This is a genomic window from uncultured Lawsonella sp., assembly GCF_947252745.1.
In the GTDB taxonomy this organism is placed as follows: Bacteria; Actinomycetota; Actinomycetes; order Mycobacteriales; family Mycobacteriaceae; genus Lawsonella.
The window spans coordinates 373,860-398,756 of record NZ_CAMXWW010000002.1 but is presented as its reverse complement, the minus strand read 5'-3'; the positions used below and the strand labels follow the sequence as shown (position 1 = coordinate 398,756).

Annotated in this window: 19 protein-coding genes and 1 pseudogene; 12 read left to right on the top strand and 8 right to left on the bottom strand. The window is 61.2% G+C overall.

From position 1 onward, the window contains the following. Positions 1 to 84 precede the first annotated feature (84 nt). Complete coding sequence (locus Q0X28_RS03815; protein WP_298576654.1) at positions 85 to 1,392, bottom strand: DUF4921 family protein; 1,308 nt, start codon at positions 1,390 to 1,392, stop codon at positions 85 to 87. Positions 1,393 to 1,569: 177 nt separating this feature from the next. On the opposite strand from Q0X28_RS03815, the gene Q0X28_RS03810 reads away from it, so the two are divergent. Continuing rightward, positions 1,570 to 1,803 (top strand): RNA-binding S4 domain-containing protein, encoded by a 234-nt coding sequence (locus tag Q0X28_RS03810; protein WP_298576652.1) that lies wholly within the window; start codon positions 1,570 to 1,572, stop codon positions 1,801 to 1,803. 268 nt (positions 1,804 to 2,071) lie between these two features. After that, positions 2,072 to 3,631, top strand: coding sequence for a succinic semialdehyde dehydrogenase (locus tag Q0X28_RS03805; RefSeq protein WP_298576650.1), 1,560 nt, complete (start codon positions 2,072 to 2,074; stop codon positions 3,629 to 3,631). A gap of 253 nt (positions 3,632 to 3,884) precedes the next feature. Here the strand turns inward: Q0X28_RS03805 and Q0X28_RS03800 are convergent, their stop codons facing one another. Further along, positions 3,885 to 4,925 (bottom strand): hypothetical protein, encoded by a 1,041-nt coding sequence (locus Q0X28_RS03800; protein WP_298576648.1) that lies wholly within the window; start codon positions 4,923 to 4,925, stop codon positions 3,885 to 3,887. A 270-nt stretch (positions 4,926 to 5,195) separates the two neighbouring features. Between Q0X28_RS03800 and Q0X28_RS03795 the strand changes: the two genes are divergently transcribed. Next, the gene (locus Q0X28_RS03795) at positions 5,196 to 7,007 is read left to right on the top strand and encodes a TM0106 family RecB-like putative nuclease (protein WP_298576646.1); all 1,812 of its coding nucleotides are present in this window, start codon (positions 5,196 to 5,198) and stop codon (positions 7,005 to 7,007) included. 205 nt (positions 7,008 to 7,212) lie between these two features. Here the strand turns inward: Q0X28_RS03795 and Q0X28_RS03790 are convergent, their stop codons facing one another. Next, positions 7,213 to 7,824 (bottom strand): superoxide dismutase, encoded by a 612-nt coding sequence (locus Q0X28_RS03790; protein WP_296239375.1) that lies wholly within the window; start codon positions 7,822 to 7,824, stop codon positions 7,213 to 7,215. 233 nt (positions 7,825 to 8,057) lie between these two features. On the opposite strand from Q0X28_RS03790, the gene Q0X28_RS03785 reads away from it, so the two are divergent. Then, positions 8,058 to 8,378, top strand: coding sequence for a hypothetical protein (locus Q0X28_RS03785; protein ID WP_298576644.1), 321 nt, complete (start codon positions 8,058 to 8,060; stop codon positions 8,376 to 8,378). A gap of 36 nt (positions 8,379 to 8,414) precedes the next feature. On the opposite strand, the gene Q0X28_RS03780 is transcribed toward Q0X28_RS03785, so the two are convergent. Both Q0X28_RS03780 and Q0X28_RS03775 read right to left on the bottom strand, forming a co-directional pair. After that, entirely contained in the window at positions 8,415 to 9,917 is a 1,503-nt protein-coding gene (locus Q0X28_RS03780; protein WP_296239377.1) for a DUF2252 domain-containing protein, read from the bottom strand. A 212-nt stretch (positions 9,918 to 10,129) separates the two neighbouring features. Continuing rightward, a pseudogene (locus tag Q0X28_RS03775) lies at positions 10,130 to 10,330 on the bottom strand (metal-sensitive transcriptional regulator); the annotation flags it as partial. A 537-nt stretch (positions 10,331 to 10,867) separates the two neighbouring features. Between Q0X28_RS03775 and Q0X28_RS03770 the strand changes: the two are divergent. After that, positions 10,868 to 12,709: a pyruvate kinase gene (locus Q0X28_RS03770; RefSeq protein ID WP_298576642.1), complete on the top strand. Its 1,842-nt coding sequence runs from the start codon at positions 10,868 to 10,870 to the stop codon at positions 12,707 to 12,709. On the opposite strand, the gene Q0X28_RS03765 is transcribed toward Q0X28_RS03770, so the two are convergent. Beyond that, positions 12,706 to 13,809, bottom strand: coding sequence for a S9 family peptidase (locus tag Q0X28_RS03765; protein WP_296239379.1), 1,104 nt, complete (start codon positions 13,807 to 13,809; stop codon positions 12,706 to 12,708). The genes Q0X28_RS03770 and Q0X28_RS03765 overlap by 4 nt on opposite strands. A 182-nt stretch (positions 13,810 to 13,991) precedes the next feature. Here Q0X28_RS03765 and Q0X28_RS03760 point away from each other — a divergent pair, with 182 nt between their 5' ends. After that, complete coding sequence (locus tag Q0X28_RS03760; RefSeq protein WP_298576639.1) at positions 13,992 to 14,897, top strand: DUF5926 family protein; 906 nt, start codon at positions 13,992 to 13,994, stop codon at positions 14,895 to 14,897. Positions 14,898 to 15,184: 287 nt separating this feature from the next. After that, entirely contained in the window at positions 15,185 to 16,462 is a 1,278-nt protein-coding gene (locus Q0X28_RS03755) for a Fic family protein (RefSeq protein WP_298576637.1), read from the top strand. 74 nt (positions 16,463 to 16,536) lie between these two features. On the opposite strand, the gene Q0X28_RS03750 is transcribed toward Q0X28_RS03755, so the two are convergent. Continuing rightward, complete coding sequence (locus tag Q0X28_RS03750) at positions 16,537 to 17,928, bottom strand: LCP family protein (protein WP_298576635.1); 1,392 nt, start codon at positions 17,926 to 17,928, stop codon at positions 16,537 to 16,539. 34 nt (positions 17,929 to 17,962) lie between these two features. On the opposite strand from Q0X28_RS03750, the gene Q0X28_RS03745 reads away from it, so the two are divergent. The 3 genes from Q0X28_RS03745 to Q0X28_RS03735 are packed head-to-tail and all read left to right on the top strand — an operon-like array spanning position 17,963 to position 20,815. Continuing rightward, on the top strand, positions 17,963 to 18,874 hold the full coding sequence (locus tag Q0X28_RS03745; RefSeq protein WP_296239382.1) for a hypothetical protein: 912 nt from the start codon (positions 17,963 to 17,965) through the stop codon (positions 18,872 to 18,874). Positions 18,875 to 18,894: 20 nt separating this feature from the next. Then, complete coding sequence (gene pheA, locus Q0X28_RS03740; RefSeq protein ID WP_298576632.1) at positions 18,895 to 19,818, top strand: prephenate dehydratase; 924 nt, start codon at positions 18,895 to 18,897, stop codon at positions 19,816 to 19,818. Between the two features lie 58 nt (positions 19,819 to 19,876). Beyond that, positions 19,877 to 20,815 (top strand): histidine phosphatase family protein, encoded by a 939-nt coding sequence (locus Q0X28_RS03735; RefSeq protein WP_298576630.1) that lies wholly within the window; start codon positions 19,877 to 19,879, stop codon positions 20,813 to 20,815. A 50-nt stretch (positions 20,816 to 20,865) separates the two neighbouring features. Here the strand turns inward: Q0X28_RS03735 and Q0X28_RS03730 are convergent, their stop codons facing one another. After that, positions 20,866 to 22,074: a septum formation family protein gene (locus tag Q0X28_RS03730; RefSeq protein ID WP_298576628.1), complete on the bottom strand. Its 1,209-nt coding sequence runs from the start codon at positions 22,072 to 22,074 to the stop codon at positions 20,866 to 20,868. Between the two features lie 126 nt (positions 22,075 to 22,200). Here Q0X28_RS03730 and serS point away from each other — a divergent pair, with 126 nt between their 5' ends. Together serS and Q0X28_RS03720 are read left to right on the top strand one after the other, a co-directional pair. Then, positions 22,201 to 23,460, top strand: coding sequence for a serine--tRNA ligase (gene serS, locus Q0X28_RS03725; RefSeq protein WP_298576626.1), 1,260 nt, complete (start codon positions 22,201 to 22,203; stop codon positions 23,458 to 23,460). A gap of 194 nt (positions 23,461 to 23,654) precedes the next feature. Continuing rightward, a complete protein-coding gene (locus tag Q0X28_RS03720) occupies positions 23,655 to 24,578 on the top strand; it encodes a hypothetical protein (protein ID WP_298576624.1) in 924 nt (307 codons plus the stop codon). Positions 24,579 to 24,897: the final 319 nt, after the last annotated feature.

The window sequence follows — 24,897 nt, the reverse complement described above, 5'->3', positions numbered from 1 at the left end:
CGGGGATGCTAGTGGCTGCTTGGGAGTGGCCGGCATCCCCAATCGACAGGCACTCCCAACCGGCAGGCATCCCCAACCGGCTGGCTAGTTGAGTTCTAGCCCGTCGGCGATGAGGCCCTCGCTTGCGAGTTCATGCAGGCGGGGGCCTACTTTGTCGCGGAGGGACCAGGGGTCGATGGTGTTGAGGTAGATGCCGGTGGCGCCTTCGAAGCCGGCGAGGGTGTTGACGCGCCACTTGAGGACGATGTGCCAGGGGATGGTGGCGTCGGCGGGGCTGACGTCACGGGGGCGGGTGTACCACTCTTCGTTGATGGGGACGGCGGAGCCGGTGGCGGCGTGGCAGGCGTGGAGGACGTCGCTGACGCCGCGGAGTTGGTCGGCGTCCATGTCCCAGGGTTGGAGGTCGGGGTGTTTGCTGTAGATTTCCAGGCTGGGGTAGCGGTGGCCGTAGCTGGCGTAGGCGATGGCGTGCTCGTTTTCCATGAGCACGAGGTGTTGGTTGTGGGCGTAGCGGGGGCCGTAGTGGAGGTAGAGTTCAGAGTTGTTGGCCAGGCGGAGGAGTTCTCGCTGGGTTTTGGCGGGGAGTTCGTCGATGGCGACGAGTTGCTTGTGGAGGTGGTCGAAGCTGGCGCCGGCGGGTCGGAGCCAGTTTTGGAAGACGGAGACGTATTTGGCGCGGTTGTTTTCGGCGTAGAGCTGTTCTTGGGCAAGGATGCTGAGGGTGAGGAAGTCGGCGTGTTCGGCGGGGGTGAGGTTGCCGGAGGCGCAGAGTTGGTCGCTGCTAGTGGCGCCGTCGATGTAGTGGCGGCGGGCGATGACGACGTCGTGGCAGCCGCCGAAGAAGGGTTCGGAGGCTTCGCGGAGTTGGGCGTCGGTGAAGTCGGGGACGTCGCTGGGGGCGCATCGGTGGTGGGCTTGCCAGACGGTGTTGATGAGTTGGCGGATGTGGTGGCGGCCTTCGGGGTCGGCGAGGTAGCGCTCTTGGTGGGCGCGGGCGCGGTCGGAGATCTGGTAGCCGTAGTTGGTTTTCCAGTAGTCGAGGGAGACGATTTCGAAGAGGTTGCCGATGAGGCGGAAGTCGGCGGGGCGTTGCGTGGCGTCGTGGGGAAGGAGTTCTTTGTGGAGTTGTCCGTCGACGAGCCGCATTTTTTCGGGGGTGGTGCGGATGTAGTTGTCGCTGCAGAAGTCGCAGGTGTTGGTGTGGGCGTCGGAGCTGAGGTGTTGGGGTGCGGGGAGGGCGTGGGGGAGGGGTCGGTTGGAGCGGCCGGGGACAGTCCACACTTCTGTGCCGGTGAAGGGGTTGACCTGTTTGACGGTGCCGTCTGTGAGCCGTTGGAGCGGTTCGGGGTTGGTGGGGTCGGCCGGGCTGGTGTGTTCTGCGGTGGTAGTCACCTTGTTAATGTATCGCCCGGGCTGGTGGTGTGGGGGGTGGTTGCCGCGGGGTAGGCTGGGCGGTGAAAGGTACTGGTGTGGTGATGGTGCTGTCTGTGTTGGGTGGGGCCGTCACCGTTGCTGGTGGTGGTGTTTGTGTGCTGGCGTGTGGTGCTGGCGGGGAGTTGAGGTGTTGTTGTGGTTGACGTGGTGATTCGGGATGAGATGATTCGTCTGGGCCAGTTTCTGAAGTTGGCGGGGGCGGTGGAGTCTGGTGCGATGGCGAAGGAGGCTATTGCGGAGGGTTTGGTTGAGGTGAATGGGGAGGTCTGTTGCCAACGGGGTCGTCAGTTGCATGTGGGGGATGTTGTGGCTGTTGACGGACAGTTTTCTGTATCGGGAAAGAAGGAAATATTCCGAGTTTCCCACTAATGTATGGCAATTAGTTTCTAGTGTTTTCCCAGGTAAGCTAGTCCAAAATTAGCTGAGTGTGATTATCCTAGCAATGACCCACATCTGTGTGATGCTCGTTACACAATATAGGGTACAGGAACGAACCAGACGACTCCCTGATTAGCACAACGGAACTATTGCGGATAGGGGAAACACCTCCCGCCCGCGGTAGCTTCCCAGCAGCTCTAGTTCTTTGGCTGGTTCCGTTCCGAGAAAACCGTCCACTACTCGTAAAGGACTGCTACTCATGCCCGGACGCCCGCTTCCCTCCGTCTTCCGCGAACTGGAAACCCTCGTCGCCATCCCCGACTATCAGAAGGACCACAGTTGCCGCGAGACCGAAGACATCACCGAGAACTTTACTGGTGACATTATTGGCCACATGCCGCGTGCCACCGAAGAAGACGCACTGGCTGCCGTCGAACGTGCCCGCAAAGCTCAAAAGGCGTGGGCGCAGGTTCCCGTGAAGGAACGCGCCAAGATCTTCCGCCGCTACCACCAGCTCATTTTGGGGAAACGTGAAGAGTCCGCTGACATTATCCAGTGTGAAACCGGCAAAGCTCGTGCCGCTGCATTAGAAGAGATCATGGACGTCTCCATCAATGCTCGCTACTACAGCAACCATGGCCCTGCCATGTTAAAGCCGAAGCGAGTACCTGGGATGCTCCCTGTCGTCACCAAGACTGTTGTCTACCGCAAGCCAAAAGGCGTGGTAGGCGTTGTTGCCCCCTGGAACTACCCCTTCAACCTCGCTATTTCCGATGCTATACCCGCCATGATTGCTGGTAACACCATCGTTTTGAAACCAGATTCACAAACTCCCTATTCAGCGCTTCGCTGCGCTAAGCTCCTTTACCAGGCTGGTGTTCCTCGCGATGTTTTCCAGGTTGTCACTGGTCGCGGCTCCGTCGTTGGTAACGTTCTGGCCAATAATTGCGACTACCTCATGTTTACCGGTTCCACCAAGACCGGCAAGCTGCTGGGCGAGCAGACCGGCCGTCGCCTGGTGAACTACTCCGCCGAGCTCGGCGGCAAGAACGCCATGATCGTCCAGAAGGGTGCCGACCTGAAGAACTGCGCCGAGGTCTCCATGCGCGGCATGTTCTCCAACTCCGGCCAGCTCTGCATCTCCATTGAGCGCGTCTACGTGGAGCGCGACATCTACCAGGACTTCCTCAAAGCCCTCAAGGAGCGTCTGGACAAGCTGGTCATCGCCGCGAACTACGACTACGCCACCGAATACGGCTCCATCATCTCCCAGCAGCAGATGGACACCATCGAAAGCCACATCAAGGATGCGGTGGAGAAGGGCGCCACGATCTTCTGGGGCGGCAAGCGCCTGCCCGAGGTGGGCCCGCTCTACATCCAGCCCACCATCCTCATTGATGTACCGGAGGATGCCCTCTGCCGCACCAAGGAAACCTTCGGCCCGCTGGTCTCTGTGTACCCGGTGGACTCCATTGAGGAAGCCATCGAGCGCGCCAACGACACTAACTATGGCCTGAACTCCTCCGTCTGGGGCAAGACCTACCACGACGGTGAGGAGATCGCCCGCCAGCTCAATACCGGCACCGTGTCGGTGAACGAGGGCTACGGCCCCGGCTGGGCTTCCGTACACGCCCCGATGGGTGGCTACAAAGAGTCCGGTGTGGGCCGCCGCCACGGCAAGGACGGCATCCTCAAGTACACGGAGAGCACCACGGTTGCCACGCAGCGCCTGGTCTCCATGGGCGGACCTTCCTTTATCCCGCTCAAGATCTGGAACGGCAAGATCCTCCCGATCATCGCCCACATCATCAACACCTAAGTCTCCCCATCCCCTTCCCCGGAGACTGGTGTGGTGCCCCTCCGGGAAGGCTGGTTGGTTGACGCGTCCACTCCGCGCTGGAGTGGACGCGTCGCCTCGTAGGCGCCCATGGGTTATCAGCGACAGCTGGTAAGGGAGTGCCAGTTGTTGGCTGCCATGGGTTTTGATAGTCCGGGATGAACTATCAAATACAAGTGAAGAGCCGCCCGGTTGACCTGTTCCCGGGCGGCTCTTCCATTGGTGCTATCGGGTGTTAGTCGTCGCGTCCCTTAAGGTAGGTCGCGAGCACACCGGCAGCGGTGTAGATGATGGGGAGAAGGCTCGGTGCCAGGGTGGTGCCCACCTTGGCAGCCTTGTTGGTGCGCCCCTTCAGCCGCTTCAGCAGCGGCTTGGTTGCTTTGCTGCTCTCCATCTTCTTGGCGGCCTTGATGGCGCGCTTGGCCTGCTTGTCCGTCTTGGGGTTGGACTTGGCCAGGGTGTCGGCGGTGCTGTTGGCCAGTTCTTTCAGGCTGGTGTGGGCATCGTCAGCTTTGGCGGAGACCGCCTTGGCTGCCTTCTGGGTATCCTTCTTGGTGCCCTCCAGCGCCTTCTTGCCGTCCTTTTCCACCTCAGCCTGCTTGGAAGAAGCTACCTTGGCAGCCTTGGCGGCTTTCTTTTCTCCCGCCTTATCTGCTTTCGCTAGCCCCTTACGCGCTTTTTTTTGGGCGGCAGCCAGTTTCTTCTCGGCCTTCTTTTGGGCGCGGGCGGCAGCCTTCGCGGCCTTTTCGGTGCCCTTCTTCACGGCCTCGCCGGCATCGCCAGCGTTGTCCTGCAGGTTGGCGGCTGCCTTCTTGGCGGCGTCAGCGGCATTGTCGACCACCGTGGCAACCAGGCCGGTGGCGGCGGTCACCTTGGTGGAAGCCTTGTCGGCCTGCTTTTCGGCTTCCTTGGCGAGCTTCTCGGTGACCTTCTCCAGCTTGGACTGGACCTTGTCGGCCTTCTTCTGAGCCTTCTTGGCAGCCTTGTCGTTGGCGGCCTTCACCTTGGAGTCAACCTCGGAAGCCTGCTTTTCGGCCTTGGCGGTCATCTTCTCGGCAGCCTCGCGGACTTTCTTTTCCTTCTTGGCAGCCTTCTTTTCCAACTTTTCCTGCAGCTTGGCGCTCAGCTTATCAGCCTTCTTCTGCGCCTGGGCGAGCTTCTTGTCGGCTTTCTTCTGGAGCTTAGCCTGTAGCTTTTCGGCCTTCTTCTGGGCCTTCTCGGCGGCCTTGTCGGCCTGCTTAGCGGCCTTATCTTCGGACGAATTCTTACTGAACATAGAGTTTTACCTTCCTCTTTCTCTACACCTAGGATGGGGCCACCTGCGTGTTAGAGATGAGATGCAGTTACTTTGCAGTCTACTTTCAGTGCGGAAAACCTGCAGTTAATCGGGACGTTATCAACGCCGGATACGCGAATTCTCTCTCACAGCAAAAACTCTCCCATGCACTATCCACCAGTGCGGGCTCATTGTTTAGACTAAAAAGCAGCATCGTGTGTTCTCTGGGGAGCGCCCTTGTCACAAAGGCCGGAGAGGAAAGGACGTGGCATGGACAGCAACCCCATTGCAGCAGATCCCATTAAAGGAGACCCCATTGCTGCCGAGGATCTCTTCGGCTGCGACCACCGCTTCCTTCTCGATCGCATCGGCTCCACCACCCCCATCCTTCCGGAGCCCACAAAACCCATTGGGGTAGAGCACCGCGCGCAGGCCAGCCGAAACCGCATGGAGCACATCTACCTGCGCCTCGCGGAGGACTACGGCGCCGCCCTCCTGCCTACCGACGAGTCCGCCGCATGGGAAGCCACCCAGCAGGCTATCACCCAACACACCCCCGTCATCTGCGGCGCCTATCTGCCCGATGATCCGGAGACCGGCCGGGCGGGTGCTAGCTGCATCCTTATGCTCGCGGCGGACGGGGAACACTACGCCCCCGTCATCACCGTCAACCACAAAACCTATGATGTGCGCGCATCGACCGCGCCACGTCCACCCCACATTCCGGTGGAGAAGCTTTCCCGCCCTTCGCTTGTCCCGCATACCTCCGGGTTGGACGGGTGGGACCCGCAGCCGAGGCCGGAGTTGCGGCTCCGTCACCATACGCGCGATCAGCTGCGGCTCACCCACCTGTGGCTACTGATGCAGGCGCATGGGATTCCCGCGACGGGGCAGGGTGGCGTTATTGACATGCGCGGCCAGTGTGCCATTGTGCACTGGCTGGAGGAGTCCCTCCCGAACTACCTCGCCCAGTTTGAGCTGCGAGAAGAGCTGGTGGAGGAGTTGGATGACGAGCTGGCGGACGAAGATGTGGAGTCGCTGACCCCGCGGGAGACGCTTCGCCAGTTGCCCACACGTTCTCGCCGCCGCTCTGAATGCCACAATTGTGGCTGGTGGGACACCCTGTGCCGGCGGGACCTCACGATCCGTGACGACGTGAGCCTGGTGGTGTCGGCGGCACAGGCGGAGGCGTTGGCGGAGGAGAATATCCACACTGTTGCCCAGTTGGCCGCCCTGGATGTGGTGCAGCCGGAGCATTGGCCGGGGGGTTCCTTCGAGACGGCGGTGGCGTTGGCCCGCGCCAGCTTGGCGGGTTTCGCGGTGATCCGGCAGGAGGGTGTGGTGGAGGTGCCACGCGCCGATGTGGAGATCGACATTGATATGGAGAGTGTGCTGGATGACGGCGCCTACCTGTGGGGGGCGCTGCTGACGTACACCAGTGAGGAGGCGGTGCAGGCGATGGCGGTGGAGGGGGATGCCGCCGTGCCGGGCTACCGGCCGTATGTGACGTGGCGAAAGCTGCCGAATCGAAGCACCGCAGAGTGTTTTGTGCGGCTGTGGCAGTGGGTGTCGCGGCTGCGTCGGCGGGCTGCGGAGGAGGGGCTGTCCTGTCTGGTGTACTGCTATGCGCAGGCGGGGGAGCGGCAGTGGATGCTGTCGAATGTGCGGACGTTTGCCGACTATACGGCGATGCCGTCGGAGGCGGAGGTGCGGGAGCTAGTGGATGGACCTCACTGGGTGGATGTGTTCCGCCTGGTGGAGCGCCAGTTTGTGGGGGTGTACGGGCTGGGGTTGAAGAAGGTGGCGCCGGTGGCGGGGTTCCAGTGGCGGGATGAGGAGCCGAGTGGGGAGGCGTCTATTGCCTGGCATGCGCAGGCGGTGCGGCCGGGTGCCCGGTATGGGAGTGCGGAGGCGAAGGCGATGGCGCAGCAGGCGCGGGCTCGCATTCTGGCCTATAACGAGGATGATGTGCGGGCGACGTTGGCGGTGCGGGAGTGGCTGAGTGCGGGCGAGTGGCGGGAAGTTTTGCCGTCGGTGGAGGATTTGTTGGCGGACCCGCCGGAGACACGTCACCCCTCTTAGTGACTGGTTATTTCTGAGACAGGTCACACTTCTAAAGACGCGTCAGTTGTAAGGACACGTCGCCTGTAGAGACACGTCACCCCATCTAGGGGCCCGGAATGGGTTCGCCCAGATGGGGTGACGCGAAAACCGTTAGGGGGGGGGAGAGCGTTAGCCGGGATTGCGGGGCAAGCCGCGGCAGTGTCTCTTGTGCTAGTCGGCCGGCCTAGTGCTTGCTGGCGTCAGCGAAACGCTTCTGCACTTCTTCCCAGTTCACAACGTTCCAGAAGGCCTTGACGTAGTCGCCCTTGACGTTCTTGTACTGGAGGTAGAAGGCGTGCTCCCACATGTCGAGGAGGAGCAGCGGGATGAGGGTGAGGGCGTGGTTGTCCTGGTGGCCGTTGGTGACCTGCTGGATCACCAGGCGCTGGGAGAGCATATCCCAGGCGAGGACGGCCCAGCCGGAGCCCTGGATGCTGGTGGCGGCTGCGTTGAATTCCTTCTGGAACTGCTCGAAGGAGCCGAAGCCCTCATCGATAGCGGCGGCCAGCTCGCCTTCGGGGCGGCCGTCCTGCTTGGGGGCCAGGTTCTTCCAGAAGAGGGAGTGGTTGATGTGTCCACCGAGGTTGAAGGCGAGGTTCTTGGAGATCGTGGCGATCTTGTCCTCCGCGTTGCCGGCCTTGCGGGCTTCCTCAAGAGCCTCGAGGGCGGCGTTGGCGCCGGAAACGTATCCAGCGTGGTGCTTATCGTGGTGGAGCTCCATGATTTCGCCGGCGATGAACGGCTCCAGGGCGCTGTAGTCGTAGTCAAGTTCGGGCAGAACGTACTTCTGTGCCATGGGATAACCTCTCGTGTTATTGACGTGTTCGTTTGTGCATCTATGAGATTCAACACAAGTGCTGGCACTTCTATTCCAACAGCTTTTGCGAAAAATAGCAGCAGTTTGGCGCTAGCGTGATGGGAGCTTTTTGTGGGGAGGGTAGGATCCGTCACCTTAAAATCACTGTCACTCCATGCATTAGACACATACACCTCATCGACAATGTGGTTTCTACTACTAGGATTGGCACCATGACTGATGCCCATGACATGGTGGAACCCACCACCGCGCATCTCTCCCGCACGTCAAAAATCGCTATTGCTGTATCAGCGGGGGTAGTTGTCGTTGTTCTAGCGCTCATTTTTGTGCCACATGCGCCGCTCAACTACCTAGTTGCAGGGGATGACAGTACCTCCTCCACTGTCTCTGCTTCCTCCAGTGCCGTCCCCCACAAGAATGATGACAGCACGGGTGAGGACTGCGGTATTAACAACAACCACCCAGTGGTGAAGAAAGTTATGGCACAGCTGCCTAGCGAGGATCGGTATGGTGGCAAACTCGATCTGTCGTGAGACCACACCCAAGTTGCCCGCTTGGAGAACCAAGTACTAAAGCCCTAGCGCGCGGTCGAAGGCGGATTTGGTGACGTCCGGTTCGGGGCCGGCGGCGTCACTGTCGGGGCTGTCGAGGTCTTCGTCGGCTACTTCGAACTCGCCGTTGTCGATGGCACTGAGGAAAAGCTGAAAGTCTTCGTTCGTTTGGTTGGCGTAGGCGATGGCCCAGTCGGCGATTGCTTCCGCAAAGTCGCTATTGCTGCCGATGTAGCCGTCTACTAGTGCGTTGTTGGGGGACTGGGAGTGGGCACGGGCTAGCAGCCGGGCGCAGAGGGCGCAATAGTTTTTGAGGCCTTTGACGTCCAGCCGGTCGATTTCGATGGACCCTTTCATGTCGCGGAATTGGCGCCAGTAGTAGCCGCGTCCGTCTTTGCCGCGGGTCCAGCCGAGTAGTGGGTCGGAGTGGGCTTGCAGAATTTGTTGGCAGGCGACCACGCGGTAGCCGTTGCCTGCGCGGACGTTTTTGATGGCGCCTTCGGGGAGCACTCCGGAGGAGTTGCCGACGGCTAGTTCCGCGAATGCATCCGGTAGTCCGCCATGGGTGGTGAGCACACTGGGGAGGGCTTCTTTGACCTGCAAGACGAGCGGCTCGTTGGCGGGGCCGGAGAGGAGCAGCACAAGAGAGTGGGTGCCTACTGAGCCGACGCCTACAACACGGCGTGCTACGTCCACCAGTCGGAATTGTTTGAGGAGCAGGTTGGTGGCGGGTGGGAGGTTGCGGACGTAGGTGTCGAAGGAGGCGATCATGTTGTCGACTTCTTCTTCGTCAGTAACGGGCACCAGGATGGGTGGGTCGCTTTGGAAGTGGAGGCCGCGTTTATCGGTGAAGGTGGCGATTTTGCGGACGGCTTGCAGGCTGGTGCGGCTGCGGGCTTTGTCGATGGATTTGCCGATGAAGTCGGAGTCGCGGTTGCCGGCGTGTTCGGAGACCCATTGGGCGTCGATGTCGGAGTAGAAGCGGTCGAGGATGGTCTTTTCGGCGAGTTCGGCGATGGCATCCTGGTAGTTGTTGACGAGGTTGATGACGATGTCGCGGGCTTCGTCGTCGTCGGCATGGACGTCGCCTTCCCGGGCGGCGAGGACGGCGGAGGCGGCAAGGCGTTTGATGTCCCACTCCCAGGGGCCGATGCTGGATTCGTCAAAGTCGTTGAGGTCGAAGAGGACGCGGCGTTCGGGGCTGGCGAAGAGACCGAAGTTGGCTAGGTGGGCGTCGCCACAGATGACCATGTTGAGGCCGATGTTGGGGCTGGCGGTGAGGTCGTAGGCCATGAGGTCGGCGCTGCCGCGGAAGAAGGCGAAGGGGCTGGCGCTCATGCGTTGCATGCGAACGGGAATGAGTTCGGGGATGCGTCCTTCGTTGCGTTGGTGGATGAGTCCGAGGACGTCGCGGTCTTTGGGGAGTTCCAGTTTGGCGTGGTCTGAGCGGTCGACGGTTTTGCGGAGTCGTTTGCCTTCGGATTTGGCCATGCTGAGGCGGTTGATGCTGGAGTCGCTCATGGTTGGGGTCCTGCGGGGTAATGGGGTGGGTGCGGAAGGAATTAGGCGAGGGAGAGGAACAGTTTTTCGAGCTCGGCGACGGTAAGGCAGGGCTGTTGGGTGGGGGTGCCGCCAGTACCGGAGCCGGCACCGGAGCCGGCACTGGAGTGAGTATCGGAGTTAGCACTAGATCCTCCACCGTCTGAACTGGTGGCTGCGGCGGCGGACTCTGCACTGGCGCAGGCTTTCAGGCCGCTGGCGATGAGGGCGAAGCCGGCCCGGTCGATGGCTTTCGAGACTGCGGCCAGCTGGGTGACGACATCCCGGCAGGCTCGTTCATCTTCCAGCATGCGGATGATGCCGCCCATCTGTCCTTGGGCGCGTTTCAAACGCTTGATGATGAGGGCTTTGTCGGCGGGGTCGAGGGAGGCCATCCTGCTCCTTGGGGTGGGAAACCAGCCGGGGGCGCGAGCTAGCGGCATTTTCAGCATTAAGAATACCCCGCCGGGTGTGGATGCCCAGCAGGGGATTCGGAAGATTCCGGCAGACGGGACGTGGGCCTTGGACATCAGCCTTGGACGTGGGGCCCACTCGCCCCACACCTTCTAGGCGTTCTCATTGGTGCTGCGTGGGTGCTGCGCTGGTGCCGCAGAGACCTCAAGTGGCAGCCGCAACGATGGCAACCAGAGAAGTTGTGAAATGCCGCGTGGTATTCCTTTGGTGGGGCTTTTTCGGGTTTTCTGCTGCACTAATTCTATGAGATAAATGTTCAGAACGGCTTATTCAGACGGTCCTGAACTTTTCCGCCGGTTGAACTTTTAGAGAACGGCGCCACTTTTGGCAACACGGCCGCACTGCCCCAACTACATTAGGGCGTGAGGCTCGTGCACTGTTCACGCGCTGGCGTATGCGAGGGGTGGCAGTGTGCACCTCGAAGTTTAGGGACACTCGTCATCAGGAAGATCCGGCCCATGTCAGCTCGTTTGAACGATATTCGCTCCGCCCTCGACGCCCTCACCGCCGACATTGATGAGGCTGTTGCGCAACGCCAGGACGCCATCACCGCCGTCCACAGCAGCTACCGCAGTGGGGCCGAAAACCTGGTGGCCTATCTGGCACTCCGCTCCGCCGACCGGCGCGACCTCCAACATGAGCTCACCGCCCTCGGCGCTCCCTCCCTCCAATTCCCCGAACTCGATGTGCGCGCCAAAATTACCGCCGCCCGCACCCTGGTCTCCGCTCTCATTGGTGACGAGTCCCAAGATGCCACACTGGAGCAGATGGCCTCAGTAAAAGAGGCCCTCAAAGCAGCCGAAAAGCGCCTCTCCGTCAACTCCGACGAGATGATGGGAGTGCCCTGCGAACCCCGCTCCACCCGCATCATGGTATCCGTCCCCCGCAAGGCCGCCGACGATCCCACAGTGATGGACAACCTGCTGGGCGCCGGCGCCGAAATTGCCCGCATTAACCTGGTGTACGACAACGCCACGGTGTGGAAGAAGATGGCCGGCCACATCCGCGAAACCGCCTTGCACCTCCACCGCACCATCCCCATTGCGGTAGACCTGCCGGGCCCCAAGATCCTCACCGGCCCGGTGGCGGATGGCCCCCGCGTGGGTTCCTCTACAGTGGTGCGCTACGACGACGGCGAAATGCGCTACCCGTCCCGCCTCTGGCTAGTCCCCGAATCTCTGGAGGGGAACCTGCCGGAGCCACCGGAGATGGAGGGTACCCGCCCGCTGCGCATGATGGTGGAAAACGAGTGGTTCGAGAACCTTGAGCTGGGGATAAAAGTGCGCACCGCCGATAACCGTGGCGTGCAACGCAGCTTCCTGGTGATGGAGAAACACGACGACGGTGCCCTCCTGCAGGGCGACCGCTCCACCTGGATCCGTAACCACGCCATGCTGGAAGCCAACTTCGAACGCACGCGCGTGCGGGGCATCCCCCCGCTGCGCCGCGGCGTGCACCTGGAGCGGGGCGACGAGCTGCTGCTCACCGCCGACCTCACCCCGGTGGACCCGCCGCGGGATGGGGAAGTAGCCCAAATTGGGTGCACCGAACCCAGCATCTTTGAGGCCCTCAAAGTGGGGGACCCGGTACTGTTCAACGACGGTGCACTCTACTCGACAGTCGAGAAGCTGGGGCCAGGGGAGGCGCTGCTGCGCATCACCCAGGCGAAGGATGGCGGCCAAACCATCTATGAGAACTGCGGCATCAACCTCCCCGGCACGCAACTGAATCTGCCCGCCGTGACAGAAGAAGACGAGCAGGTGCTGCTGGCCACCGCCGACTTCGCCAGCATCGTGGAAGTGAGCTTCGTGCGCACCGTACAAGATGTGCAGGATGCGCTGGCGATGGTGCGGCGGGTGGAGGAGCACTCCGGCCGCCCGCTGGGCATTGTGCTGAAGCTGGAAACCCTCGAAGCCATGCAGAATCTGCCCGAGATTCTGCTGGAACTCATGAAGCATGAGCAGGTAGGCGTGATGGTCGCCCGCGGCGATATGGCCGCAGAGCTCGGCATCATGCAGATGGTGGAGGCGCCCAGCTATGTGGTGAACCTGTGCGAGGCGGCACAAATCCCCGTCATCATCGGTTCCGACATTCTGGACACACTCACCAACTGGGGCCAGCCGACCCGCGCCGAAGTGACAGATGCCGCATGGGCGCAGCGAGCAGAGTGCGTCATGCTGGACCAAGGAAAGCATATGGTGGAGACGGTGCAGGCCCTCAGCAGCCTACTTTCCACCATGGATGAAGTGCAGCGGAAGAACCAGTCCCTACTTCCCCCACTCCACGACTGGAAGAGCTAGTCGAACAGACTCCGCGACGTTGTCGAGGAACTCGTCGCACCTATGAACTGGGCGAGCGCCTTCGTCACCGCCTGGTATGCCGCCGGGTTACGCGACGGCAACAGCACATCATTGTGCTTCGCCCCCTGCAACGTCAGATAGGTGACGGTATTGCCGCGGCGGCTAGCAGCCAACCCATAGCGCTTCACCTGGCCGTGCGGAATCACATAGTCGCGCGTCCCTTGCACCAGCAGCATCTTCTTTTCGGCAGGCATATGCCGGATCGGGTTCGCGGCCGCATAGTTACCAGGCACCTCCGCCGGCGTGCCCCCCAGGAACACCCGAATGTTGGAGAACTTGGAACGGTTCGCCGAATCCACCACATCCAGCACCCCATTCAGGGACACGAAACCGCGGATCGGAATTCGCGGACCCTTCGGGGCAACAGTGGCTCGGCCGGCAGAATTACCGGTCCCCACCAGCTCATGCTGCACAGCTTCCGTTTCCCCGCCCTTCAGGGACACGTCGCCGCGTAAATCCGCCAACTGCATCGACTCCTTCGTCAGACGCATCAGCGGCGTATTCATAAGGAGACCCATCACATCAATTTGGCGGGAAGCCTGGCCCATCGCCAACGCAGCCAATTGAGCACCAGCCGAATGGCCTACAAGATACACCCGGTCGAGGTCCAGCTTGGGGGCAACAGAAAGCTTCAACGCAATCAGATGGTCGATGGCATCGCACACATCCGCATACGTGGTCGGCCAGCCGCCGCCCGTCCCCAACGCCCGATACTCAATATTCCAACAGGCCACACCATGCTGGCAGAGGAACTCAGAGAGGAACCGCATCGAAGCGGGTCCACCCTCCGACTCCCAAGCGCCACCATGAATGAGAATAGCCACCGGCAGCGAAGAGCTGGTGAAGAGGGGAGTCTCCAACCAACCATAGCGGTGGGCATTCGAGGCAGGATTAATAGAGTAGTGGTACTTACGGCGATGTGACGACATGGCGTAAGCGGTGGGAGCATCGTCAAACACACTGGGGGCCAACGCCATTGCTGCTACTGCAACGCCACCCAAAAGAATATGCCGTCGAGTAACCTGAGGCTGCTCACTCACAGATAGTGCTCCCTTTCTCACACGGGCAGGCAAAAACTACTACACGAATCCTACCCATTCTTCTCATGGGGAGGAAGAAACGAATCGTTACACTTTCCCGCACACTTTCCCACCATCAACCACCGCCCAAATGCCACCCCACACCATGACAACCCCCGCCACCACCCAGTAAGTTAAGGAACATGGCTAAGAAGAACAAGAACACCGCCGACCTGCCCGCCGGAATGAGCCGCCGCCAGGCCAAACTCGCCGCCCGCGCCGCCGAACGCGCAGCCCTCACCGTCGATCCGTGCCCCTTCCACACCACCGGAATAGAGTGCGACCTCATCGCCATGCGGGAGTTCGTCGCTTCAGCCGCCTTCGACATCACCATCGACGGAGAAACCGTCCGCATCTGCACCATCCTCCCCGGCGCCGTCGCCGCCCACCGCCTCGAAGAACAATTCGGCGGCCTCCGCATGGTAGGCGTCCAATCCGCCCAACCCTCCAACCACCCGGCCAGCGACATCGCCGCCGCCATCCAGTGGGTTCTCCAGGCCAAACCCGGCGACGTCCTCCGCACCGCCAACGGCACCGACTCCACCCCGAGCCTCGACACCTACCTGCCCGCCGACCTCCACCCGCAGATCGAGGTCTACGACGACTTCAACTGGTGGGTCCCCGACACCAGCACCCTCGACCCGCAAACCGCCCAGAGCATCCGCGCCGCCAACGACGCCATGATGATCTCCCGCCGCCTCGACACCACCACCGGCGCCGCCTGGTGGGTTGACACTCGCGAAAAGGGCCACGTGCGCTGGGTTCGCCCCGAAAGCGAAGACGACATGTTCACCGCCCTCGCCCGCCTGCATGCCGCCCACCAGCTGACTCTGGGTGAAGGGTCCCGCTACGCCGGCATGTTCCGCGCCTACGGGCTGCTCGTCCCCGTCTTCGACGTCGACCGCACCCAGCCCGCCGACCACTGGCAAGCCGCCCTCGACACCCTCGGCGAGAACATGGAGAAGGCCCTCGCAGCCACCAGCCCCCTCACAGCTGCAGAACGCAACTCCCGCAACCTTCTTAACTCCCGCCAGGTCACCATCCGCTAGGCGCACCATCTGCTCGGTAGCATCTGCTAGGGCCCATCTGTGAGAAAGCCAGCATGAGTGGTGAAGAGTTTCACTCTCACACTCTGCTGGCTTTCTGCGTCTTTTGTTTGTCTTTTGTCTGTATTCTCTCTGTCTCCTGTCTATCTTTTCTCTGGCTTCTGCAGATCAGGAGAACAGTGCTGTGCGAATCTCTTAATGATATAGACCGGTGTTTGTATAATTAAGGCATCATTCTCTGCTCGCCAAAATGCTCTATATTGTAAAAATATAAGTAACAGCGCAGCACTATGAGCCTCAAATTATCTGTCATGGCCTATAAAGAACTTAAAGCTATTTTTCACCAGTACGATCGCACCAAAGCCGACCAGGAGGAGGATGCGCGGCGCACCTCCCCCTCGGCCATCCACTGGGATTTCACCATCGGCGAGTCACCAATGTTTTGCCTGGTCACGCCCGAAGTAACAGTACTTATTGAGCGCATCATGAGGCGCGATAGTCGTGCCCGGAGGCTATGGGACGACCTTCCCCAAGGCCTGCGCGAGCACTATCTGCGCTCAATGATCATCGAAGAAATACACGCCACCAATGAGATCGAAGCTGTGTATTCAACACGCCAAGAAATTGCTGACGTCCTTGATGCAGTAGCAGGCGATAAAACGGCATCTCACCAACGATTCCGGGAGATGGCACGGCTCTACATCGCACTAGGAAGGGGATCAGTAGATATCCCCGATTCACTAGAGGATATTCGCACCATCTATGACGAAGTCACCAACGGTGAAATACGAAACGAGAATGTGCCAGATGGACGACTTTTCCGTGCCGGAACCGTTGTTATCACGGACGGTATCAAAACGATCCACCAGGGGGTGGACTCAGAGCCCAGGATCAATGATGGACTGACTGAAGTGTTGCGCCAATCCAAGGATGACGACATACCCTCACTCATCCGCGCAGTAGCTGCCCATTTCATCTTCGAGTACGTCCACCCCTTCTACGACGGCAATGGCCGAACGGGTCGCTACCTCCTGGAACTGGACCTAGCACAATGCCTATCCCCCGTCGCCTGGTTATCCCTCTGTGCAACAATCGCCGACAACAAAACCCGCTACTACCGGGCCTTCCACAACGCGGAGAACCCGCACAACAAAGCCGACATCACAACGTTCGTCACCGAAATGCTTGGCATCATTCTCGAAGCAGAAGGGCGACTCTGCGAGGACCTTTATGCGTGCCACAAACGCGCAAAACAGCTCAACACCCGCATCCAAAAAGTGATGGACGACCCCCACTCCCCCCTCTCATCACTGAGCCAGAAAGACTATGCCATCCTGTTTGTCATCGCCCAAGCCGCCATTTTTGCCGTAGGCGGCGAGGTCACCCTCGACTCAATCGCTCAAACCTTGGAGAAATCGAAACAATACGTGCGGAAAGTGACACGCCAACTAGTTGATCGCGAACTCATCCAAGAAACCTCAAAAAGGCCACTCCGATTCCGGCTAACACCAACCGCCTACACGCTGCTCGACCTTAAAACACTCGACTCACAAGAGAAGCCCAACTAGTCGCTCAACAGGCCGTGCGAGATCTATCTGCTTCGCTAGTTGCTCAACAAGCTGTGTTGGATTTATCTGCTTCGCTAGTTGCTCAGCAGATAGTCGGGAATGTCGGTGCCTTGGGCGATGTGGCCCCAGAATTGGGTGGTTTCGTCGTTCCACAGCACCACGGCGCCGGCCTCGTTCGTCACCATGTCACCAATGGGGATGGTGGTCATGATGTGGCTGCGGGACAGGTTGAACAGCAGCCACGCCAGGTTGATGACGTAGGTCTTCTTGTCGATGGTGAGGGAACCGCCGGCCGCCTTCATCAGCGGGTAGAAGTCGAAGGGGTTGAGCATCGTGGCCGGGCTGGTGGCCTTCTTCACGAAGCTCTCCAGGAACTCCCGCTGGTGGGCAACACGGTCCAGGTCGCCGCGCGGGGTTTGGCGGCTCCGAACGTAACCCAGCGCCACCTTGCCGTCAGCAATCTGGCAGCCGGTCTTAATGTAGAGGCCGGCGAACGGGTCATTGATGGGGTACTTGGGGCAGATCTTCACACCGTCAATGGCGTCGGTCATGTCGGCGAAGCCACCCAAGCCGATCTCCATGTAGTGGTTGATGTGCACGCCTGCGGCCTGCTCAATGGTTTTCACCAGCAGCTGCGGACCGCCGAGGGCGAAGGAGGAGTTGATCTTGCCCATGCCGTAGCCGGGGATGTTGACGTAGGAGTCGCGCGGGATGGACACCAGGACGCGCTGCCCACCACCGTAAGGGATGTGCATCAGCATGATGGTGTCGGTGCGCTGCGAGCCCAGGTCGCCTCCGGTTTCGAGCTTCTTCTGCTTGCTGGCAGACATGCCGGCGCGGGAGTCGGAGCCGACCAGCAGCCAGTTGGTTCCACTGGTGCGGCCGATCATGTGTTCGCTTAGTGCGTCGATGCGGGTGACGTTCGTGCTGAAGGTGATGGCTCCGGCGATTGCACTGATGAGGGCGAGGATTACCGTGACGATGAGGATCCACTTGAGGGTTTTCCCGATTTTCCGGAGAGTGGTGCGGATGCCGGTTTTCTCCGTTTCGGCAGTGTCGTCGGGGTCGTAGGGGGGAACGGGTCCGTAGGCTGGGTAGCCGCCAGCGACGTAGGGGCTGCCGGGCGGGTAGGGGCCGCCGGCGGGGGTGCTGGGGGTGACGTGGAAGTTGCTGCGGTAGGCGGCGCCGATGGAGTCGTCCACGGTGGAGGGCCGCCAGTCGGCGTCGGGGCGTGGGCCTTGGTAGGGCTGGGCGTCGGCAGCTTTGGTGGGGTTAATGCGCCGGGCGTGGCGTTGGGCAGGGCCGCTGGGGTGGGTTTTTTGGGGCTTCGGGGCATGGTTCACCCACTGCCCGGCAGCGGCGTCCCAATATTCGGGTTGCTGCGGTGCGGCGTACGTGTTCTCCGAGGCTTTTTTCTTACCCCGGCGAGATCGGCGGGAAGACCGACCCTTGGGAGTGGCATCCATGCCTTATAGATTAGCGAACGGTAGAGTTTTTCACGTGCCCACACATAACGATCATCCAGCTAATGCTGCCAAAGTGAGTGTTCGTACCGTTCTCTTGTCCATTGTGGGAGTGGTGCTTTTCGGTGCCGGTGTGGCGATGCTCGCCGTTCCGGGGTTGTTGCCGTTTGGGGGTCATTCGGTGGATGGCACCACGATTCGTAACGTGTTGTATGGCATTTTCCTTGTTGTTGCAGGGCTTTTGCTGTTTGTGTATGGGGTGTTGTCGCATCGTCGGAAGGTGCAGGCGGCACGGCAGACTGCTGGTGTGGGGGGTGACGGTGGTGCGGCGTCGCCGGGGGCGGCAGGGTCGGAGTTGACAGCAGATGGCACCAAAGATGTGACCACCGTCACAAATCTGGCGGAGCGTACGGTGACGCAAGCAGTGGCCGAGGCCGCCGAAATGGGCGGTGTCGTGGTGGGCGACACACGCATCATCCAGGTTGCCCGTGCCACCCTCGACAAGAACCTCCGCACCTCCTTCGGAGAAGGATGCACCTGGCTCGACGTCGACGAGATGGCGGAATCTGCCCTCCCCATCGCTCTCCTCATTCCCACCCGCGGGGAACTCTTCGACTACCTGGCCAACCACTTCCCCGCCCAAACCGTGATGATGAGCGACCATCTGGCGAAGGGCTCAGGCCTGCCCTACTTCGTTAACGGGGGCGTGCATCTGCACTGTGCGATGGTGAAGAACCCCAAGGACATGAGCCGCATGATCTCCACCTACAACCCGAAGTATCCGCTGGCGTGCGCACTGGTGTCGGGTGCTATGAACCTGGACTCCCGAGCGAGTGAGGCGAAACAGATGCAGACCATCCGCGAGTCCGTCATCGGCTTAGTGTGCTGGCATGCAGAGCGCGGCGAGTTCATCCTGGTCTGTGGGGAGAACTGCGGAAGCTCCATCTGAAGAGTAGGTAAGCTGGGAACGTGACCAGCATTTCATTCCTCGGCCCTGTCGGTACATTCAGCGAGGCAGCCCTCCGGCAAATTATTGACGATAAGCCAATACGCGCCCTGCAGCAGGTGGAGCAGACAATCCCGGCAGCTACCCCGCAGGAAGCACTGCAGATGGTGCAGGACGGCAGCGTCGACTTTGCCCTGGTGCCCACCGAAAACTTTGTTGACGGACCCGTCACCACCACCCTGGATAGCCTAGCCCGCGGAGACCGACTCCAGATCTTCGCGGAAACAGAAGTACCCGTGGTGTTTTCCCTACTGGTAAGAGAGGGGATGGAGCTCGGCGACATCCACACCATTGGGTCCCACCCAGTGGCCCTCGCCCAGGTACGCCAGTGGGTCGAACAGCACCTCCCCGGCGTGGACATAGTCATCACCAACTCCACCGCCGCCGCTGCCGAAGATGTCGCCCTGGGCCGCCTTGACGCCGCATTCGCCCCCGCCCGCGCTGGGGAAATCCTGGGCCTCGCTAGCCTGGCCGCAGGCGTCGCCGACGTGCAGGGCGCCTACACCCGGTTCATCCTGGTGGGGAAGCCCGCCGCCCCTACCCCGCGCACCGGCGCCGACCGCACCTCTGTGGTGTTCCGCCTCCCCAACGAGCCAGGCACACTGGTCAATGCCATGAACGAGTTTGGGCTGCGCGGCGTGGACTTGTCCCGCATTGAGTCCCGCCCCACCCGCGAAAAGTTCGGCACCTACAACTTCTATATCGATTGCGTCGGCCACATCGACGATGCTGCCGTGGCGGAAACCTTACAGGGCCTCTACCGGCGTGCCGAATGGGTGCGCTACCTGGGCTCGTGGCCCGCCTACCGGGATAGCGGCTCGGTACCCCCCGATTTTCAGCCTTCCCTGGAGTGGGTGGAGCAGCTACGCCGCGGCGACAGCGTCTAGCGGTCGCGCGCCTGCCCCACGTATCGCCCCCACAATCGTCCCGAAGCAAGGAGAGTTCATGATCCCGCATCTAGTGTTGCTCCGCCACGGTCAAACCGAAGCTAATGTCCAGGGCGTTCTCGATACGGACCTCCCCGGCACCTCCCTCACCCCAGCGGGTATGCAGCAGGCAGTGGAGTGGGGGCGTGCTACCGACCCCCGCAGCCTGGCCGTGGTGGCCACCTCGGAGGCGCTGCGGGCCCGCCAAACAGGGCGGCTGATTCTCCAGGGTATGCGTGAGGCCAACCCGGACCTAGCGGATGAGGAGTTTCCGGAGCTGCGGATTGTACCGGGCATTGTTGAGACGCAGGTGGGGGACTGGGAGAACGCCACCATCAAGGACAACCCGGACATTATGAAGCAGTGGCTGCGCACCTACTACAGCTGGCTACAGGGGGAGGTGGACACTGCTACGCCGGGCCCGTTGGGGGAGTCTACCCGCCAGATTGTGGCCCGCTATGCTCCGACGGCGTTGGGTCTTTACTGTGAGTTTGCGCTCCCGCAGATCCGCGCCACCCAGGCAGACACCACCGCTGTGGCCGAGGCTCCTACCGCCGCGGCAGACATGGCGGTGCCCGGCGCGAGCCCGAAGCACGTGCTGCTGGTGAGCCACGGAGCCGTCATCCGCATCTTCACTACCATGCTGGCACCGGAGGTGGATAAGCGTTACGCCTACTGGAACTTCCTCACCAACACTCAGACGGTTGAGCTGGTGCCGGAATGCCGCACTGCGACTACGTCCACCAGTGGGGGCGGTGACGGTGCCGCCCCATCCTGGGACGAGATGCTGCAGTGGGGGTGGCAGGTGCTGCGCTGGGGTGACGATGAACCGCCCTTCGTGTGCACCGTGCCGGAGGAGTACGACGACCCGGACTATCACGATCCACTCCAGTCCGCGGCCTTGGGGAAGGCGAACAATACGCCAGGCGTCAACCCCACCTTCGATAACGCCCGCTAGGGGTTGGAACCTCCCGCTAGTGGCCGATATTGCCCGCTGGAACAGGCGGATTACAGGCCGGGGACGGAATCCTTCAGCAGCGGATCATTGTGCATGTCGGGAAGCTGCTGGTTACCGCGCGGCGGCAGCTTACGAGGCTTCCGCGGCTTCTTCCCGTCAATAGTGAAGGGGCCTTTCGCGGAGCCTTCCAGGGAGGCAAACCCGTTCTTTCCCGCTTTTGCCAAGGAACACGTCACCTTGCGGGACCCAGCATTCCAGCCGGCCAAGGACACGCGAGACCACAACACCGTCAGTGTCGTAGCGCGCAGTTGTTCGGGGCCACCCATGTAGCTGGTGGCCATCGCCACGCACTGCCGCTCCGCGTAGGCGTTCTGCGCCTTCTTGCTGGGCATGCGGTCGCCGAACTTGGCGGAAAGGTCCACGGTGCCCACAACTTCCATCATGTGCGGGTTGCGGCAGTCCACGTCCTGGACGTCGTGGCGGTGTTCTGGGTTCACATAGACGCAGGTGCCGTTCGCCCAGCTGACGGACTGGTCCTGTTTACCCACCTTGCCGGAGAATTCGGGGCTGGCCGTGTTGGTGGCTTCAATGCCGCAGACCAGGGTGCGGTCGCCGCGTTTCCAGGCACCTACGTCGGGGTGGAGCAGGCCGACGCGGAACCGGCCGGCGGGGTCGAGGCCTTGCGGCAGGTAGGAGTCGACGAGGGGTCGGCACACGCCGAGGCGCAGGCTTTCGACCTGTTCGGCGCTGAGCGGATCGGCGTTTTCTCCGAACCGTTGGGAGGGGTACATGGTGAGGTCGATGATGCCGGCCACCTCAAAGCGGTGGTTGTCCTCGCAGGGGACTTCTTCTAGGGAGCTGATCTGGTCGCCGGGGTTTTTGTCGTTCCAGTTGAGGCAGGAGCCCATGCTGGCATGCGCGAATTCTGGACCCGCTTGGATAGCTCCCGCCACGGATAGTTCGTTGGGGTGGCTGGTGGTTTTGTCCACAGTGAGGTTGATGAGGAGGGCGACGAGGATGGCCCCTACTACCACGGCGGCGACGGTGATGAGCCAGCGGCGGCGGCTCCAGCGGGCGGGGGCGGCGGTGCTGTCACCCTGCCGGGCGGTGCCGTCACCCTGCGGGGCGGTATCGTCACCTTGCTGGGGGGTGGACGTGCCGGTAGCTCCGGCGTCGGACTGCAGCTTCTTGGGGCTGCGGGCGTGCTGCCGGTTCTTGTGCTTGTCGGCGCGGGGGCCGTTCTTCTGTGAGCGTGCCATTACCCCCATTGTGCACGCTTTTCGCGCCTGGGGGTAGTTGTTGGGTGCTTTTCTACCAGGTGGGTGGGGTGACGGGTCCACGCCAGCAAGCTGGGATAAGCGCGGAAACGTACTAGTATGAGGAGCGTGATCGATCTTAAATTCTTGCGTGAAAACCCTGATGCCGTCCGCACCTCGCAGCGCACCCGTGGGGAGAACCCTGCGCTGGTGGATGATCTGTTGGTCGCTGACGAGTCCCGGCGTGCCGCTATCCAGTCCGCGGACGCCCTCCGCAACGAGCAAAAGACCTTCGGCAAGAAGATCGGTGCCGCGTCCAAGGAGGACCGTCCCGCCCTGCTGGCGGAGGCAAAGGAGCTGGCCGCCAAGGTGAAAGAAGCGGAGGCGGCACAGCGCGACGCCGAAGCCAAGGTGGAGGAGTTGCAGCGTCTGCTCCCCAATATGGTGGAGGATGGCGCCCCGGCTGGTGGCGAGGATGACTTTGTGGTGCTGGAGGAAGTGGGCACGGTGCCCGAGTTTTCCTTCCCGGTCCGCGACCACCTGGAGCTGGCCGAGATGTGCGACATCCTGGACATGCAGCGTGGCGTGAAGGTGTCCGGTTCTCGCTTCTACTTTTTGAAGGGTGCGGGTGCGCTGCTGGAGATGGCGCTCACACAGTTGGCGGTGAAGAAGGCGGTGGAGCATGGCTTCACCATGATGATTCCGCCTGTGCTGGTGCTTCCGGAGATCATGCAGGGCACGGGCTTTAACGTGCAGCACGATGACGAGATCTACCACCTGGGGACGGATGACCTGTACCTGGTGGGCACCAGTGAGGTGGCGCTGGCCGGCTACCACAAGGATGAGATTATCGACCTGTCTAACGGCCCTATCCGCTATTCCGGCTACTCCAGCTGCTTCCGCCGCGAGGCAGGCTCCTACGGTAAGGACACCCGCGGTATTATCCGCGTCCACCAGTTCAATAAGGTGGAGATGTTCATCTACTGCAGGCCGGAAGACGCCCGCGAAGAACACCAGCGGCTGCTGGGCTGGGAGCGGGAGATGCTGGGCTTGGTGGAGGTTCCCTACCGGGTTATTGATATTGCCGGTGGCGACCTGGGTATGTCTGCGGCCCGCAAGTTCGACTGCGAAGGCTGGGTGCCGAGCCAGAACTGCTACCGCGAGTTGACGTCCACCTCCAACTGCACGACGTTCCAGGCGCGCCGCCTGAATGTGCGCTACCGCGACGAGAACGGTAAGCCGCAGATTGCCGCTACCCTCAATGGCACCTTGGCAACGACGCGCTGGCTGGTGGCCATTATGGAGAATCATCAGCAGGAGGATGGGTCCATTGTGGTGCCGGAGGCGCTGCGTCCTTACGTGGGCCTTGAGGTTATCGAGCCACGGTAACCCGCTGCCCGCGTTAACCTGCTTTTCTTGATAGTGTTCCTCACCCACGTGGGTGGCCTGGTGTGGCCGACCACGTGGGTGAGGGCGTTTTGAGATTATTGTGAGTTATGGGGTGCTCATCGCTGGCTTTCTTGGAATGATAGAGGGGTAGAGTGCCGTCAGTTCGTTGGCGGCCTATCGAAGGAGTTGACTACATGACCCCCCCGCAGGATTCTTTCTTCCCGGGCGCACCGCTGGACGCACCTAAGCGTCCAGCACTCCGTCACCAGCTGAACATCGCGCTGGAGACCTTCCGCTTCGGGCATATTGTCGCCCTCTTTGTCTTCGGGGTGCTGCTTGCCCAGTTGGGTCCGCTAGCGGCCCAGGAGTCTGATGCTCTCCAGCAGGGCATGGACGTTAACGGCAAGTTCATTACCTTCGTGGTGCTGCTGGCGCTGCTCCTCCCGTTCGCTATCTACTCTACCGCTTATCTGCGCCGCGGTACGCCGGTGGACCGCGTCCTCAGCTCTCTTCTGCTGCTCATGATGGCCGTCATCTCCATTGTGGCGGCAGTGTATGTGGTGCCGGCCTTCTACTCCGTTACCGCGGTCTTTATGTTTGTGGTGCTTGCCTTGGAGTGGGTGGGTCCGCTGGCTGTGTACTGGCGTGGCGAGTCTGTTGATTTCTCCGAGATGAAGTCCGCTATGGGTGCTATGAAGGCGAAGCGGGCTGCCCGTCGGCAGCGGCAGTCTCCGTACGGTGCTCCCTATGGCCAGCCCGGATCCGGTGCTCCTTATGGTGCCCCCTATGGCCAGCCTGGTTCTGCTGCTCCCTATGGCGCTCCTTATGGTCAGCCTGGCCCGGGTGCCCCGTTCGGTCAGCCTGGTCAACCTGGCCAGCCTGGAGGTGCTCCGTTCGGCGCCCCGTATAGTCAGCCGATGCCGCCGGTGGCGGGTGGCCCTATGGGTGCCCCCTATGGCCGTCCGAGTGGTGCGGAGGCAGCGGGTCTGCAGGGTCCTCAGTCGCAGTATGGACAGGGCCGTCCGGCTCCGACTCCGCATGAGACTGCCCCGTTTGCGCAGCCGGGTACGGCCGAGAAGCGTGAGGGTGATGAATCTCACGAGGCTAAGCCGGAGTAGTAGTGGGGGGGGGTACTCCCGGTTAGTCCATCCGGTAATTCCATAGTGATCGTGCTCCGAGTGGGTGACGGTGGTTGCGGCTACTGCCACCCACTCGGTGTATTTGTCCTTCGGAAGACATTCCTGTTGTCTGCCAATTTCTGAAGTATTGGCATGCAGAAATGTTCATATATGAAGGCTGGAGGGAATTTGGATGTTTGACCTATAACTCCATGTCAACGCTAAAAAAGTGGAGCACAGTAGACACTTTTCACAGACGCACTCGCATGTGTGAAATAGTTGATAAAAGCCTTTTCACATAAGGTTTTTAAGGGTTTCC

Coding starts and splice junctions, on each gene's coding strand:
- Q0X28_RS03800 (WP_298576648.1), bottom strand. CDS start 4,925: ATGTTCAGTAAGAATTCGTCCGAAGATAAGGCCGCTAAGCAGGCCGAC.
- Q0X28_RS03770 (WP_298576642.1), top strand. CDS start 10,868: ATGTCAGCTCGTTTGAACGATATTCGCTCCGCCCTCGACGCCCTCACC.
- Q0X28_RS03760 (WP_298576639.1), top strand. CDS start 13,992: ATGGCTAAGAAGAACAAGAACACCGCCGACCTGCCCGCCGGAATGAGC.
- Q0X28_RS03750 (WP_298576635.1), bottom strand. CDS start 17,928: ATGGATGCCACTCCCAAGGGTCGGTCTTCCCGCCGATCTCGCCGGGGT.
- Q0X28_RS03780 (WP_296239377.1), bottom strand. CDS start 9,917: ATGAGCGACTCCAGCATCAACCGCCTCAGCATGGCCAAATCCGAAGGC.
- Q0X28_RS03795 (WP_298576646.1), top strand. CDS start 5,196: ATGGACAGCAACCCCATTGCAGCAGATCCCATTAAAGGAGACCCCATT.
- Q0X28_RS03735 (WP_298576630.1), top strand. CDS start 19,877: ATGATCCCGCATCTAGTGTTGCTCCGCCACGGTCAAACCGAAGCTAAT.
- Q0X28_RS03785 (WP_298576644.1), top strand. CDS start 8,058: ATGACTGATGCCCATGACATGGTGGAACCCACCACCGCGCATCTCTCC.
- Q0X28_RS03790 (WP_296239375.1), bottom strand. CDS start 7,824: ATGGCACAGAAGTACGTTCTGCCCGAACTTGACTACGACTACAGCGCC.
- Q0X28_RS03755 (WP_298576637.1), top strand. CDS start 15,185: ATGAGCCTCAAATTATCTGTCATGGCCTATAAAGAACTTAAAGCTATT.
- Q0X28_RS03720 (WP_298576624.1), top strand. CDS start 23,655: ATGACCCCCCCGCAGGATTCTTTCTTCCCGGGCGCACCGCTGGACGCA.
- Q0X28_RS03730 (WP_298576628.1), bottom strand. CDS start 22,074: ATGGCACGCTCACAGAAGAACGGCCCCCGCGCCGACAAGCACAAGAAC.
- Q0X28_RS03805 (WP_298576650.1), top strand. CDS start 2,072: ATGCCCGGACGCCCGCTTCCCTCCGTCTTCCGCGAACTGGAAACCCTC.